Consider the following 13956-nt stretch of genomic DNA (forward strand, 5'->3'; position numbering starts at 1 on the left):
ACCTGTGGAAATTATCCAAGTTGTAGGTTTGGCGCTCATCGCAACAGTGCTCATTCTGGTCATTAAGGAACAGAAACCGATGTTTGCCTTTCTGATTGCTGCCGCGACCGGCATTGTCATCTTCATGTTGTTGATTGGCAAAATCGGTGCAGTCATCGAAGTGTTGAAGCGACTTGCCGAGAATTCAGGCATGGAAAGTATTTATCTGAAAACGGTACTGAAAATTATTGGCATAGCGTACATCGCTGAATTTGGCGCACAGATTGTCAGGGATGCAGGCCAGGAAAGCATTGCGTCCAAGATCGAATTGGCTGGTAAGGTACTGATCCTTGTACTTGCTATACCGATCATCAGCATTATTATCGAAACCGTCATGAAGCTGATGCCGGTGTAGAAAGGGCGTGCGGACTCCATATGAAATCAATGCATCTTAAGCCGCAGTGGCGCCTTACGGTTGTGCTGATGCTCTGTTTTCTGTTTGGTATCCTGGGACAGGTTACTGCAACCTCGCCTTCCGGTGAGTGGATGGAACAGCAGGCCGATCAGCTTCCCAAGGATCAGGTGGAGAAATACTGGGATCAACTGATGCAACAATACGGTGGTTTCTTCCCGGAGGGGAAGACCCCTTCCTTCATGGATATGTTAATCCCCGGCAATGAAGGATTCAGCCTGAAATCGGTGTTTGTGGCGATAGGAACCTTCATGCTGCATGAAATTTTATATAATGGCAAACTTCTGGTCACGATTGTGATGTTAAGTGTACTCAGCATGATTCTGGAGACTCTTCAGACTGCATTTGAGAAAAATAATATTAGCAAAATCGCCTATTCCATCTGTTATATGGTCATCATCATTATTGCAATCAACAGCTTCAGTGTGGCGATTGGATACGCCAAGGATGCCATAACCGGCATGATCAACTTCATGATGGCCATGGTTCCGTTGTTATTCACACTGCTCGCGTCCATGGGTAACGTCATCACCGTCTCCGTGACCCATCCACTCATCATTTTCATGATTCATCTGGTGAGTACTTTGATTCACTTGCTGGTATTCCCGTTACTCTTCTTCTCAGCTGTTCTGCATCTCGTCAGTTCATTGTCTGACAAGTACAAGCTGACACAGCTGGCAGACCTCCTGCGCAATATTAGTGTGGCACTGCTGGGTATCCTGCTGACGATGTTTTTGGGTGTAATCTCAGTTCAGGGAGCATCGGGATCGGTAGCGGATGGAGTCAGCCTGAAGGCCGCCAAATACATCGCAGGCAACTTTGTCCCTGTCGTGGGCAGAACATTTGCGGATGCGACGGATACGGTAATTACAGCTTCTTTACTTGTCAAAAATGCAATTGGACTCACCGGAGTGATCATCATTTTGTTTCTATGTGCCTTTCCGGCACTCAAGATCCTGGCTCTTGCCTTGATATACAACGTAACTGGTGCCATTATGCAACCGCTAGGAGACACCCCGATTGTAGGATGCCTCCAGGCCATCGGCAAGAGTATGATCTACGTATTTGCGGCGCTCGCAGCCGTCGGTCTGATGTTTTTTCTGGCCATTACCATCTTGCTGACCGCGGGTAATATGACTGTCATGATGCGCTGAATGTATGTTGGCAAGAAAGGGGATGGAAAGGATGGGGTGGCTGAGCAACTGGCTCCAGGAATTGATTATGATCGTTCTGCTGGCGACTTTTGTGGATATGCTGTTGCCCAATAGATCCATGGAACGTTATGTCAAGCTTGTGCTGAGCCTTCTCATCCTGCTGACCCTTTTATCACCCATAACCAAGCTCCTCAAAAGTGATCCGGTTGGCGAACTTAAACGGGCAATGTCGGCAATGGATGCTCCATCGGATGGGAATGCAACGCTCGAACAGATATTAGCTCAGGGCAAGCGGCTGCAATCCAATGAACAGGAACAATCCTTACAATGGACAGCCAAAGAACTGGCTAATGTCATGAAAGGCCAGATTGAAGAAACAACAGGAGCCAAGGTGCGGTCCGTAGAGGTACAGCTGACCATGAGTAAATATGAAACCGAGATGGAAGCTGCCTCATCGGTCGAACTGCCTGTGATCCAGCGTGTGTTGGTCGAGATGGCCGGAGAGGGTGCAGAAGGAGAAGTGAAGGCAGGGCAGCAAGAAGTCGCTGCAAATACACAACCCATATTCGGAACAGACACAGAATCCGAGAAGGATAAATCACCTCAAACACAGCAGCCCATCCAGGTTGGTCAGATTGAAGTGCCTGATGTTCAGATTGATGTGAGTAGAGGGCAACGTGATGGAAATGAAGCGTCTTCCGAGCCTGTTATACGTGATCAGGGAGATGAGACGAAGCAGCAAGGTGAGACATCCACAAGGTCCGAACATGCGGTGCAGATTATTACATTGTTGACTGAAAAGTGGGATGTTGATGCGAACAACGTTCAAGTGACAGAACCCAAAAGTGCTGAAGTGCTCTGAGAAGGAGGGTGTCCGATGAAACAATGGTTCAAAAAGATGGAAACCTGGATGGGTGGCGGAGAGGGTGGAGCAAGGCGAAGTCAAACCTTCCGCTGGCTGATAATCCTGGGTTTGATTCGGGGTGGGAATCATGCTGTTCAATTCCTTCGTGAATGTCAAAAAAATTGATTCCGAAAATATCGGTCGGGAACCACCGGACCCGACAACATCCATGGCATCCATACAGAGTGATCCGTCAGAACAGAATCCTTTTCAGGCGATCGAAATTGCATTTGAAGACAAAATCAAAGGTGTGCTGGAAAACATTGTTGGTGTGGGAACGGTTGATGTGATGGTTACCGTGGATTCCACAGAAGAATTGGTCGTTCAGCGGAACGTGAAGGATTCTCAGCAACTTACCGAAGAAACGGATGCTAGCGGGGGCAAACGACATATGACGCAATATACCCGTGATGGCGAGATTATTACGTACGAAATATCAGGGGATCAGACACCTATAGTGACCAAAAAGCTCAAACCGCAGATCCGTGGGGTGCTTGTGGTTGCGAGGGGTGCAGAGAACAAGGTTGTGAAGGATCTGATAACCGATGCTGTGGAAAAAGGACTGAATGTGGCAGCCTACCGGATCTCGGTTGTACCGCGCAAACAAGACTAATCTGATGTGTTGAATCACAAGATTCAATTCTCATAAGATTGAAGCCAATTTGAGGAGGAAGTTCTAATGAATAACAAACGTCAAACGGTATGGCTCGTTTCCATGCTGAGTCTGATGGTCATTTTGTCCGCGTATTATCTGTTCACTGAGGATTCTGGTCCAGTCAACGCGCCTGTGGCTGACAGTCAGCAAGTGGATGGAATCAAGCAAGGGGAAGCAAAGGAGACGGCAGGCATTCTTGATCCTACAGAAGGTTTGGTTGTAAATGAAGTGGTGAATAGCGGTGAAGTTGAAAGTGATCCAAGTGCGGCTGGCGCTGTGGAAGAACCGGCGGCTACAGAAGGTAAAGAAGCTGGAAATACAGAGAAAACACCTGCTGTCGAACCAGGCGAGAATAAGGGTGAGGCAGGCAAAGAAACCAAAAAAGAGACAGACAAAGGGGCAACAACTACACCGGAGACAGACGGTCAGGCAGGGGGTACGGCAACCAAGACAGATGAGGAAGTCCTCAAGGAGATGGAAGAGCAGAATACGACAGCATCTGCGAGCAGCCAATTCCAGAACTACCAGTGGCAACGTGAGGAAAGCAACAATCGCAAGTATGAGGAACTGATGACCGTGGCAGGTGATTTGAGCAAAACGCCAGAGGAGAATGCCAAAGCAACGGAGCAGCTCCGTACACTGGAAGAAAAAGAAGCTAAAATCACTGGCATTGAAGAGACGCTCTCTCAACAGTTCGCTAATGCGATCGTTGAAGAAGATGCCGACAAGTATAAAGTTGTGGTCCTCAGTGACAAACTGGATGTAAAACAGGCGGTATCCATTGTGGATCTGGTGATGAAAGAATTGGCGGTTTCACAGAACAAAATCAGCGTGCAATACGTCACAGAACAGTAATCCAAATGATGGAAATGCAGTCCCGGGAGCTGGTTGTACTCTCGGGCTCTTTCCATTTTTAATGATTATGATATAATACATAAAGCCATATGACCGTCCTAGTGAGACTGGCATGATGCCGAAGGAGTGAATAATGGAAATGTTTAAATTGAGTGAGATCAAAGAACTGATTAAACTGGTAGATGAAAGTTCCGTTCAAGAGTTGGAAATTGAAAATGAAGGATCACGGTTATCAATCCGCAAACCGGGCAAAACGGAGTATGTTCAAGCAGCTGCTGTGCAACCGCAAATGATTGCTGCTCCGCAAGTACAGCCGGCCGCAGTGGTAAGTGAAGCTGCACCGCAGGTCGATACTACAAGTCATTTACATAAAATTGTATCTCCGATGGTAGGTACTTTTTACAGAGCTTCCTCGCCGGAAGCGGGTCCTTTTGTGAGCGCTGGTGATAAAGTTGTTGAGAAAACAACGGTATGTATCATCGAAGCTATGAAGCTGATGAACGAGCTTGATGCGGACATCAAGGGAGAAATCGTTGAAGTGCTGGTTGAGAACGGACAGCTGGTCGAGTATGGGCAGCCCCTTTTCCTGGTGAAACCGGAATAACCGTTATAGCTGGTTAACAGCTAACCGCATGAGCTTCGAAGGAGGACAAAACGAAATGAAATTTCAAAAAATACTGATTGCGAACCGTGGGGAGATTGCGGTACGTATTATTCGTGCCTGCCGTGAAATCGGCATCTCAACGGTAGCCGTCTATTCGGAAGCGGACAAGGATTCTCTGCATGTTCGTCTTGCAGATGAGGCTTACTGTATCGGACCGACACTGTCTAAGGACAGTTATCTGAACTTCACAAACCTGATGAGTGTAGCCACATTGACGGAATGTGATGCAATCCACCCTGGATACGGTTTTTTGGCGGAGAATGCTGATTTTGCGGAAATTTGTGAGTCTTGCAATATTACGTTTATTGGACCTTCTCCTGAAGCCATCACCAAAATGGGTGACAAGGCTGTTGCCAAACAGACGATGAAAGATGCAGGAGTACCTGTTATTCCTGGATCAGACGGCCTTGTTGAAAATATGGATGAAGCCATCATGATTGCTAGAGATATCGGATATCCTATCATTATCAAAGCTACTGCTGGTGGCGGAGGTAAGGGAATTCGTATTGCCGAAGATGAAGAAACGCTGATTAAGCAGATTACCGCTGCTCAGCAGGAAGCACAAAAGGCATTTGGCAATGCAGGTGTATATCTGGAGAAATTCCTGACAGGTATGAAACACGTGGAAATTCAGATCATTGCTGATAAACACGGAAATGCAGCACATTTGGGAGAGCGTGATTGCTCGGTTCAGCGTCGTCGCCAGAAATTGGTAGAAGAAGCTCCGTGTCCGATTCTCTCCGAAGATGTGCGCACACTGATGGGTGAAGCTGCGGTACGGGCTGCTCTTGCTGTGGATTACTCAGGAGCGGGTACATTGGAGTTCTTGCTCAGCCCGAATGGCGAGTTCTATTTCATGGAGATGAATACACGTATTCAGGTAGAGCACCCGGTAACTGAGATGGTTACTGGCGTGGATCTGATCCGTGAGATGATCTCGGTAGCTGAAGGCAACCCACTCTCATTCCGTCAGGAAGACGTGGTTATCAATGGCTGGTCCATTGAATGTCGTATCAATGCAGAAGATCCGGACCGTAACTTTATGCCATCACCAGGCAAAATCGGATTCTACCTTGCACCGGGAGGACCTGGCGTTCGTGTAGATAGTGCTGCTTATCCGGGTTATACCATTTCACCTTTCTATGACTCCATGATCGCAAAATTGATTGTGTGGGGAGCAAATCGTGAAGAGGCGATTGCCAAGATGAAACGTGCGCTTGGGGAATTTGCGATTGAAGGCATATCTACAACTATTCCTTTCCATCAGAAATTGCTGGAGCACCCAACGTTCATTCGTGGTGACTTTGATATCAAATTTCTTGAGGAAAACGAGATTTAAAAGGTATATTGGGCTTGTTTGTCATAATGTAGCCCAAATGATATAGTATGAATAATAAGAGCGCATGTCTCCTGCAAAGGATAAGCCCGCACTTCGCGGATGTTTGCAGGAGTTCCGGTAAAGCCGGACCGGAAGGGTTCTGAAGGTTGATTAACCTGAGTCCAGCGCCCTGACGGATGGCCGCAAACTTATCTCGCGAAAGGTGTGTTGAACAGTTATGAGTACACTACCGACTGAATTTGAACGAACGGATATCGGTGAAATCCAGATCGCACCTGAAGTTATTGAAGTGATTGCTGGATTGGCGACCCTTGAAGTGAAAGGTGTTGCAGGCATGAGTGGCGGATTCGCAGGCGGATTTGCTGAATTGCTTGGCCGCAAAAACCTTTCCAAAGGCGTTAAGGTTGAAGTGGGCCAACGTGAAGCTGCAGTCGATGTTTCCGTAATTATCGAGTACGGATACCGTCTTCCACAAGTGGCTACGGAGATTCAACAGAACGTGAAACGTTCCATTGAGAACATGACAGGATTGAATGTGAATGAAGTGAATGTTCACATTCATGACGTTCAGTTCAAGAGCACTGAGAAAGTGGAAGAAATTGACCTGAACAGTCAGCGCGTAAAATAAAAGAAGACAGATTCCCCCGGCATCATCTGCCGGGGGTTATCCCGTCTTGGACAGGTCTTCATTATAGCGAAAGCTGAATGAGGATCTGATTTTTGCTAGTGAACAGGTTAAGTGATGTTAGTGAGCAAGGGAGGCTGTGCAGTTCGTGGCTAAAATACTGGATCGGCTTCTGTTGTTTATATACAGCATAAGCGTTGGAGCAATATCGGCAGCCGTCATTCTTCTGATTAGCGGTGTGCTGCCTTACGAATTGAATTACCAGCAGGAACAAAACGTTATTGTTGCGTCGGTTATTGCAGCAGCGATTTTGTTTATCCTGAGTTTGCGATTTTTCTACATCTCGGTTCGGCGTGAGCGTGCTTCGTTGCCGTCTGTGGATCAACGCACAGAATTTGGTGATGTACAGATTTCGATGGAGACGATTGAGAATCTCTGTTTGAAGGCGACTTCCCGTTTCCGGGGAGTACGTGATGTCAAGGCACGCATACGTGTGGTTGAGTCAGGACTGGAGATTATGATCCGTGCAGTAGTGGATGGCGAGACACCTATTCCTGCGCTGACTTCTGATCTGCAAAAGGCTATACATGATCATGTGCAAGAGATTACGGGCATTCCGGTATCTTTTGTCACGGTGTATATCGCTAATGTAACCCAGTCGCCTAACTACAAGAGTCGAGTGGAATGAGGTGAGTTTCACTGATGCTGTGGAAAGAGATTTGGGATAGTCACAGAGGCCGAATTACCGGGATTATCGGCGGCATCTTTTTTGGATTTCTTTATGTATGGATCGGTTTTTGGGATATGTTGTTCTTTGCACTCTTGGTGTTCATCGGTTATACGTTAGGCAGACGAAGCGATTCGAAGCTGGGTTCGTCCATTCCCTGGAGGGAGTGGGGACAATGGCTTGGCGATCGCTGGCGTCCGTTTAAGTGACCTACCTGAACCCTGCAATATGTTTCTTCCGAAAATAGAGCTGTAGTTTAGGTTGCCCGTTTTTTGGAGGAAACGTATTGCAGGTTTTTTTGTGAAAAGGGATAACAATAACAATACCGTGTAAGCCATTGATCTAACCGATACAGGATTTGATGAGATGGATGCATGGATTATAAAATAAGCATGATGACGCTCCAGACGGAGCGCTGCAGGAGGCAGGACATGAAAAGACGTTTGGCAAGGGAAATTGCAGTACAAAGTCTGTATCAGATGGAAATGAATGAGGTGGGTGCAGCAGAAGCTGTAAACATGTTGATCAATGAAGCTGCTGAAGATAATGAAACCGAAGTAGTTATCCGCGATGCAGATGTAATGCGTACTTATGTTACTGAGATTGTACAAGGAGCCTGGAACAATAAGGAAGCAATTGACGGTCTGCTTGTGGATTATTTGAAAGGTTGGCAGATCAGCCGTCTATCACGTGTAGATCGCCAGATTCTACGACTGTCAACGTATGAAATGGTGTTCCGTGATGATATTCCGGCAAAAGTATCTGTCAATGAAGCAATCGAACTGTCCAAATATTTTGGTACAGAAGAATCCGGTAAGTTCGTCAATGGCGTACTTGGACGCATGATTCAGGAAGTTGACGCGATTAAAGCAAAATTATCTTAAGTTAAGAATAATTATAGTGTGTGTTCAAAAAGACCGGTTTTCAGTATCCTTCGTAATCAAAAGCGGGCTTTTTGAACAACCTCTAAATTTATATTCACATAAGGGAGAGAGAGTACAATGACAGCATCTATTATTAACGGTAAAGAAGTATCCCAAGAGATCCGCGCAAGCATGACAACAGAAGTAAAACAGCTTAGCGAACAGGGGGTAGTACCTGGTCTGGCTGTTGTGCTCGTCGGGGAAGATCCGGCATCCCAAGTCTATGTGCGTAATAAAGAAAAAGCATGTCACGACCTCGGTTTCTACTCCGAAGTGCATCGCTTGGATGCAGATACGTCCCAAGAAGATCTGCTTGCGCTGGTGGACAAGCTGAACAATCAACAATCCATTAACGGAATTTTGGTTCAACTCCCACTGCCGAAACATATCGAAGAGAAAGCGGTCATTGATGCAATTGCCGTGGATAAAGACGTAGACGGATTCCATCCAGTTAATGTTGGTAATCTTGTTATTGGAGACGATAGTCTGCTTCCATGTACCCCAGCGGGTGTAATTGAACTGATCAAACGTACTGGGTTGGAAATGTCCGGTAAACATGCGGTAGTCATCGGAAGAAGCAACATCGTTGGCAAACCGGTATCGCTGTTGCTGCAACGTGAGAATGCAACGGTAACGATGTGTCATTCCCGCACAGCCAACATGAAAGAAATTACACGCCAGGCGGACATTTTAGTTGTAGCCATCGGCCGTGCCAATTTTGTGGATGCTGATTTTGTGAAACCGGGTGCTGTTATTATCGATGTCGGCATGAACCGTTTGGAGAATGGCAAACTGGCAGGAGACGTTGATTTTGAGAGCGTGAAAGAAGTTTCTGGTCCAATTACACCCGTTCCTGGTGGTGTTGGTCCGATGACAATCACAATGCTGATGCAAAATACATTGATCGCTGCCAAGCGCGCTCACGGATTGGCCTAGGGTTTTGTCTGTGGCAGATCAAAAGATATACTCCATCAAAGACCTGAACCGATACATCCGGATGAAACTGGAATCGGATCAGGTCCTGTCGGACGTCTGGCTGCGCGGGGAGATTTCGAATTTCACGCATCACTCCAGCGGCCATATGTATTTTACATTGAAGGACAAGGACAGCCGGATCAAGTCAATTATGTTTGCGTCCCATAATCAGCGATTACCCTTTGTACCGAAGGAGGGTGCAAGGGTTATTGCCCGTGGTAATGTCTCGGTGTATGAACGGGATGGGCAGTATCAATTCTACGCTACACATATGCAGCCGGACGGAATTGGAAGTCTGTATCTGGCTTACGAACAGCTGAAGAAAAAGCTTGAGGATGAAGGGTTATTTTCACCTTCGCGAAAAAGACAGATCCCTCGTTATCCACAGACCATCGGGGTTGTAACTTCACCGACGGGAGCGGCGGTGCGAGACATTATGATCACACTCCAGCGCAGATACCCTTCTGCCAAAGTTGTTTTGTATCCTGTTCTGGTTCAAGGCAAGGGTGCAGCACCTTCCATTGTCAAAGCGATTGGCAACCTGAACCGGATGGGAGAAGCCGATGTACTTATCGTTGGACGCGGAGGCGGTTCACTGGAGGAGTTGTGGGCCTTTAATGAGGAGATTGTGGCAAGAGCAATAGTCGCTTCGGATATTCCTGTCATTTCTGCGGTTGGGCACGAAACGGACTTCACTATTGCTGATTTTGCAGCCGATTTGCGTGCGGCTACACCTACAGCAGCTGCTGAATTAGCTGTACCTAATCGAGCTGAGTTGCTTGATCAGATCGGACAACGTCAGCGCCAGTTACAGCACAGCTTACGTCAGCGTGCTGTACATAATCGTGAACGGCTTGCAAGATTACAGCGTTCGCCAGTGCTGGTGCATCCAAGACGTACCTTGATGCAGCATACGGAACGACTGGATATGATGTACCAACGGCTTTTGAGAACAGTGGATACGCGTATGAAATGGACAGGAGAGAAGCAGGAGCGTTTGCGGGCAGCACTGCAACGATTCAATCCTCGTGAGCAGGTCAATGCAGCACGCCGTGAGAATGCGGCAGCACGCAGACAACTTGAACTTGCGATCAGGTCTATAACCAGATCAAAGCAGCAACAGTGGAAATCATCTGTGCGGCATCTGGATGCGCTTAGCCCGCTTAAAGTCATGTCACGGGGATACAGCCTTGTCTATGATGAGCAAGAACAGCGATTGATCAAGTCAACGAAGGATGTACAGCCTGGAGATTCAATTAAGATTAAATTAACAGACGGACAGCTGGACTGTCAGGTTTGGGGAATGAAGGAGGACGACAATACCCATGGCGAATGAACCGGAATTGAATTTTGAAGAGGCAATGGCGGCATTGGAAGACATCGTAGGTCAGCTGGAACATGGTGATGTTCCGTTGGAACAGGCCATCGATCTGTTTCAACGCGGGATGAAGCTTTCGCAACTTTGCGGTCTGAAGCTGGAACAAGTGGAACGGAAGATCGAGATGATCGTAGAAGAAGATGGAGAGCTTCGCAAGAAGCCTTTCGGAACTGCTGACGATGAGAGCGGTGAAGTCCATGAGTAATCGTCCTTCGTTTCAAGCATATCTCGAAGAGGTCACAGCTGAGGTGACAGAAGCGTTGAAACACACGCTTCCCGATCACTGGGATGTACCCCAATCGTTGGCGGATGCGATGCAGTACTCACTAATGGCCGGAGGCAAACGCCTTCGTCCTCTTCTGGTCGTTGCTGCGGCGGAAGCCTTCGGTGCACAGCGTACAGCTGCAATGCCGGTAGCCTGCGCCGTGGAGATGGTTCATACGTATTCACTGATCCACGACGACCTGCCTGCTATGGATAATGATGATTACCGTAGAGGAAAATTAACGAATCACAAGGTATATGGTGAGGCAACAGCCATATTGGCAGGGGATGCGCTGTTAACCCATGCTTTTTATAGCATTGTTCAAGCTGGACGCCGTAGTGGTGTGGCGGCAGATGCGTTGCTGTCCATCGTAGAGGACATGTCCGAACTAGCTGGAGCAAGAGGCATGGTCGGCGGTCAAGTTGCGGATATGGAAGGCGAGCAAGGCATGACTGATCTTGCACAGCTTCAATATATCCATTTGCACAAAACGGGTGATCTGATTGTTTTCTCCCTCATTGCTGGAGCACGAATCGGTGGAGCAACGGAAGGACAATTGGAAGCACTGCGTGTGTTCGGTCGTGATCTGGGGCTGGCGTTCCAGATTCAGGATGATATTCTCGATCTGACGGGTGACGAGCAGAAGATGGGCAAGAAAACACAGAGCGATGTGAATCAGCAGAAGGTAACGTATCCTTATTTTATTGGCATGGAGGCTTCTGTAGAGGAAGTGAAATCCCTTACCCAATCTGCAAAAGATGCAATTGAAAGAGCCGAGTTACCTGATTCATCCAGATTGCTGGAAATTGCAGATTATCTGATGCGTCGAGACCATTAGATTTTGAAGGCGTGGTCTGTTTCAAAACCTGTATAACCGTGTAATGAATGTAATGTCCTTTTTCCGAGTGGATGGAAAAAGTCTGTCCCAAGTGGATGCGCGAATACATATGGAGAAGAATTTTAAATAACTTGCTGGCGAGAATGCTCGTTATCGGGAGTATAGTGCAGTAAATTATGATTCTTGTTCTTTTATGTTATAATGATTTAATGTCATTTGATTCATAATGTATATATCGATTTACAACAATAACTAAACAATCTAGGAAAGCGGGGAGATTCTCGTGCTGCTTCCACAAATTAAACAACCCAGTGATCTAAAGTCGATGTCTCAGGATGATCTTGCCCTTTTATCGGCAGAGATCCGGCAGTTTCTGATTGAGAAACTGTCAGTTACAGGTGGGCATCTCGCACCCAACTTAGGCGTGGTTGAGCTCACGGTAGCCCTGCATTACTGCTATAACAGTCCAGCAGACAAAATGATTTTTGATGTAGGGCATCAGGCTTATGTGCATAAAGTCCTGACAGGGCGTATGGATCGCTTTGATACATTGCGTCAACATAATGGCCTGTGCGGGTTTGTAAAACGCAACGAAAGCGAACATGATGTATGGGAAGCTGGACACAGCAGTACTTCATTGTCCGCTGCGATGGGGATGGCCCTTGCACGTGATCTGAAAGGTGAGGACAATCAAGTCATCGCGATGATTGGTGATGGAGCGCTTACAGGCGGTATGGCTTTTGAGGCCCTCAATCATATCGGTCATGAGCAGAGAAAACTGATGGTTATTCTGAATGATAATGAAATGTCCATTGCTCCAAATGTTGGGGCCATGCATAAATATTTAAGCAAGATTCGTTCGGATCGTCATTATCTGAAAGCGAAAGATGATGTCGAGGGGATGCTTAAAAAAATTCCTGCTATCGGGGATCGTTTGGCCAAATCGGCAAGCTGGATCAAAGATAGTGTCAAATATATGATGGTACCAGGTGTTCTTTTCGAAGAACTGGGCTTCACGTATTTAGGACCGATTGATGGGCACGATATTCCCAAATTGATTGAAACCTTCAAACAGGCAGATAACGTTGATGGTCCTGTGCTCGTTCACGTGCTCACGACCAAAGGCAAAGGTTATCAGCCAGCAGAAGCCGATTCGCACAAGTGGCACGGGATTTCTCCGTACAAAATTGAATCTGGGCAAGTGCTGAAGGCAGTCGGAAAACCGATGTACACGGAAGTGTTTGGTCAAACACTAATTGATCTTGCGAAGCAGGATAAGCGGATCGTAGCTGTAACGCCAGCAATGCCTACAGGATCAGGTCTCATTCCTTTTAGTAAGGAATTTCCTGACCGCATGATTGACGTGGGGATCGCAGAACAGCATGCGGCAACCATGTGTGCTGCACTGGCTATGGAAGGCTTGAAGCCGGTCTTTGCCGTATATTCTACGTTTATGCAACGTGCATATGATCAGATTGTACATGATATTTGCCGACATAACGCTAACGTGATGTTTGCCATTGACCGTGCCGGGTTTGTTGGTCCGGATGGGGAAACACATCAAGGGGTATACGATGTGGCATTTATGCGCCATATTCCAAATATCGTTCTGATGATGCCAAAAGACGAAAATGAATTGCGTCATATGATGAAAACGGCGCTTGATTATAACGAAGGTCCAATTGCATACCGTTATCCACGAAACAATGTGGTCGGTGTACCTCTGGATGATGTACTTGTTCCGATTCCGATTGGATCATGGGAGCAACTGCGTCCATCCGAAGGATATGCTGTCATCGCTTCAGGATCGATGGTGCAGCTTGCAGAAGAAGCAGCAGAGATGGTGAAACGGGAAGGGATTACAGCAGGCGTAATCAACGCTCGCTTCCTCAAACCTCTTGATGAGCAGATGTTGCGTGATCTGGCTGTTCGAGGCACCAAATTGATTGTACTTGAAGAAACATCCCAAGCAGGCAGCATGGGTAGTGCAGTTTTGGAGTTTTATGCAGAACAGGGACTGCATGATGTTCATGTACAATTGATGGGGATTCCGGATCGCTTCATCGAGCATGGCAGTATTAAGGAACAACGTGAGGAAGTGGGGCTTACCGTTGAGAATGTATGTGCTGAACTGCGCAAGATGGCTGTTCAATCATCTTACGGCATACCCAAAACACGTTTTCCTTCGTAAATTTACATGATA

The 13956-nt window shown here is 47.0% G+C and carries 15 protein-coding genes and 1 pseudogene; all 16 read left to right on the forward strand.

All coding sequences use genetic code 11. From position 1 onward, the window contains the following. Positions 1–4: 4 nt before the first annotated feature. The 16 genes and pseudogenes from spoIIIAD (at position 5) to dxs (ending at position 13944) form a co-directional block, all read left to right on the forward strand. A complete protein-coding gene (spoIIIAD, locus tag QF041_RS00120; RefSeq protein ID WP_017687586.1) occupies positions 5–394 on the forward strand; it encodes a stage III sporulation protein AD in 390 nt (129 codons plus the stop codon). 68 nt (positions 395–462) lie between these two features. Further along, positions 463–1605 carry a stage III sporulation protein AE gene (gene spoIIIAE / locus QF041_RS00125; RefSeq protein WP_372238414.1) on the forward strand — a complete coding sequence of 381 codons (1143 nt, stop codon included), beginning with the start codon at positions 463–465 and terminating at the stop codon, positions 1603–1605. A 31-nt stretch (positions 1606–1636) separates the two neighbouring features. Further along, the gene (gene spoIIIAF, locus QF041_RS00130) at positions 1637–2467 is read left to right on the forward strand and encodes a stage III sporulation protein AF (RefSeq protein ID WP_307410488.1); all 831 of its coding nucleotides are present in this window, start codon (positions 1637–1639) and stop codon (positions 2465–2467) included. 15 nt (positions 2468–2482) lie between these two features. Further along, a pseudogene (spoIIIAG, locus tag QF041_RS00135) lies at positions 2483–3122 on the forward strand (stage III sporulation protein AG). A 66-nt stretch (positions 3123–3188) separates the two neighbouring features. Next, positions 3189–4019, forward strand: a complete 831-nt coding sequence (locus tag QF041_RS00140; RefSeq protein WP_307410491.1) for a SpoIIIAH-like family protein — start codon at positions 3189–3191, stop codon at positions 4017–4019. 139 nt (positions 4020–4158) lie between these two features. Continuing rightward, the gene (gene accB, locus QF041_RS00145) at positions 4159–4623 is read left to right on the forward strand and encodes an acetyl-CoA carboxylase biotin carboxyl carrier protein (protein WP_036614903.1); all 465 of its coding nucleotides are present in this window, start codon (positions 4159–4161) and stop codon (positions 4621–4623) included. A 55-nt stretch (positions 4624–4678) separates the two neighbouring features. Further along, positions 4679–6022, forward strand: a complete 1344-nt coding sequence (accC, locus tag QF041_RS00150; RefSeq protein ID WP_036614375.1) for an acetyl-CoA carboxylase biotin carboxylase subunit — start codon at positions 4679–4681, stop codon at positions 6020–6022. Positions 6023–6239: 217 nt separating this feature from the next. Next, a complete protein-coding gene (locus tag QF041_RS00155; RefSeq protein ID WP_017687593.1) occupies positions 6240–6650 on the forward strand; it encodes an Asp23/Gls24 family envelope stress response protein in 411 nt (136 codons plus the stop codon). Positions 6651–6795: 145 nt separating this feature from the next. Continuing rightward, positions 6796–7335, forward strand: coding sequence for an alkaline shock response membrane anchor protein AmaP (gene amaP, locus QF041_RS00160; RefSeq protein ID WP_017687594.1), 540 nt, complete (start codon positions 6796–6798; stop codon positions 7333–7335). A 14-nt stretch (positions 7336–7349) separates the two neighbouring features. Further along, positions 7350–7583 carry a DUF2273 domain-containing protein gene (locus QF041_RS00165; protein ID WP_017687595.1) on the forward strand — a complete coding sequence of 78 codons (234 nt, stop codon included), beginning with the start codon at positions 7350–7352 and terminating at the stop codon, positions 7581–7583. A gap of 222 nt (positions 7584–7805) precedes the next feature. Further along, the gene (nusB, locus tag QF041_RS00170) at positions 7806–8258 is read left to right on the forward strand and encodes a transcription antitermination factor NusB (protein ID WP_017687596.1); all 453 of its coding nucleotides are present in this window, start codon (positions 7806–7808) and stop codon (positions 8256–8258) included. 117 nt (positions 8259–8375) lie between these two features. Continuing rightward, entirely contained in the window at positions 8376–9233 is an 858-nt protein-coding gene (folD, locus tag QF041_RS00175; RefSeq protein WP_307410496.1) for a bifunctional methylenetetrahydrofolate dehydrogenase/methenyltetrahydrofolate cyclohydrolase FolD, read from the forward strand. A 10-nt stretch (positions 9234–9243) separates the two neighbouring features. Beyond that, complete coding sequence (xseA, locus tag QF041_RS00180) at positions 9244–10608, forward strand: exodeoxyribonuclease VII large subunit (RefSeq protein WP_307410499.1); 1365 nt, start codon at positions 9244–9246, stop codon at positions 10606–10608. Then, positions 10598–10855 carry an exodeoxyribonuclease VII small subunit gene (gene xseB, locus QF041_RS00185; protein ID WP_017687599.1) on the forward strand — a complete coding sequence of 86 codons (258 nt, stop codon included), beginning with the start codon at positions 10598–10600 and terminating at the stop codon, positions 10853–10855. The genes xseA and xseB overlap by 11 nt, the downstream gene beginning before the upstream one ends. After that, entirely contained in the window at positions 10848–11753 is a 906-nt protein-coding gene (locus QF041_RS00190; protein WP_373461241.1) for a polyprenyl synthetase family protein, read from the forward strand. Before xseB ends, QF041_RS00190 begins: the two co-directional genes overlap by 8 nt. Positions 11754–12036: 283 nt before the next feature. Next, complete coding sequence (gene dxs / locus QF041_RS00195; protein WP_133385416.1) at positions 12037–13944, forward strand: 1-deoxy-D-xylulose-5-phosphate synthase; 1908 nt, start codon at positions 12037–12039, stop codon at positions 13942–13944. The last annotated feature ends 12 nt before the right edge of the window (positions 13945–13956 follow it).

This window comes from Paenibacillus sp. W2I17, assembly GCF_030815985.1.
GTDB lineage: Bacteria > Bacillota > Bacilli > Paenibacillales > Paenibacillaceae > Paenibacillus.

What these genes read in the sequence shown, in the direction of transcription:
- QF041_RS00140 (WP_307410491.1), top strand. Translation starts at nt 3,189, where the DNA reads ATGAATAACAAACGTCAAACGGTATGGCTCGTTTCCATGCTGAGTCTG.
- spoIIIAE (WP_372238414.1), top strand. Translation starts at nt 463, where the DNA reads ATGCTCTGTTTTCTGTTTGGTATCCTGGGACAGGTTACTGCAACCTCG.
- accC (WP_036614375.1), top strand. Translation starts at nt 4,679, where the DNA reads ATGAAATTTCAAAAAATACTGATTGCGAACCGTGGGGAGATTGCGGTA.
- folD (WP_307410496.1), top strand. Translation starts at nt 8,376, where the DNA reads ATGACAGCATCTATTATTAACGGTAAAGAAGTATCCCAAGAGATCCGC.
- nusB (WP_017687596.1), top strand. Translation starts at nt 7,806, where the DNA reads ATGAAAAGACGTTTGGCAAGGGAAATTGCAGTACAAAGTCTGTATCAG.
- spoIIIAF (WP_307410488.1), top strand. Translation starts at nt 1,637, where the DNA reads ATGGGGTGGCTGAGCAACTGGCTCCAGGAATTGATTATGATCGTTCTG.
- QF041_RS00165 (WP_017687595.1), top strand. Translation starts at nt 7,350, where the DNA reads ATGCTGTGGAAAGAGATTTGGGATAGTCACAGAGGCCGAATTACCGGG.
- QF041_RS00155 (WP_017687593.1), top strand. Translation starts at nt 6,240, where the DNA reads ATGAGTACACTACCGACTGAATTTGAACGAACGGATATCGGTGAAATC.
- QF041_RS00190 (WP_373461241.1), top strand. Translation starts at nt 10,848, where the DNA reads ATGAGTAATCGTCCTTCGTTTCAAGCATATCTCGAAGAGGTCACAGCT.
- xseB (WP_017687599.1), top strand. Translation starts at nt 10,598, where the DNA reads ATGGCGAATGAACCGGAATTGAATTTTGAAGAGGCAATGGCGGCATTG.
- accB (WP_036614903.1), top strand. Translation starts at nt 4,159, where the DNA reads ATGTTTAAATTGAGTGAGATCAAAGAACTGATTAAACTGGTAGATGAA.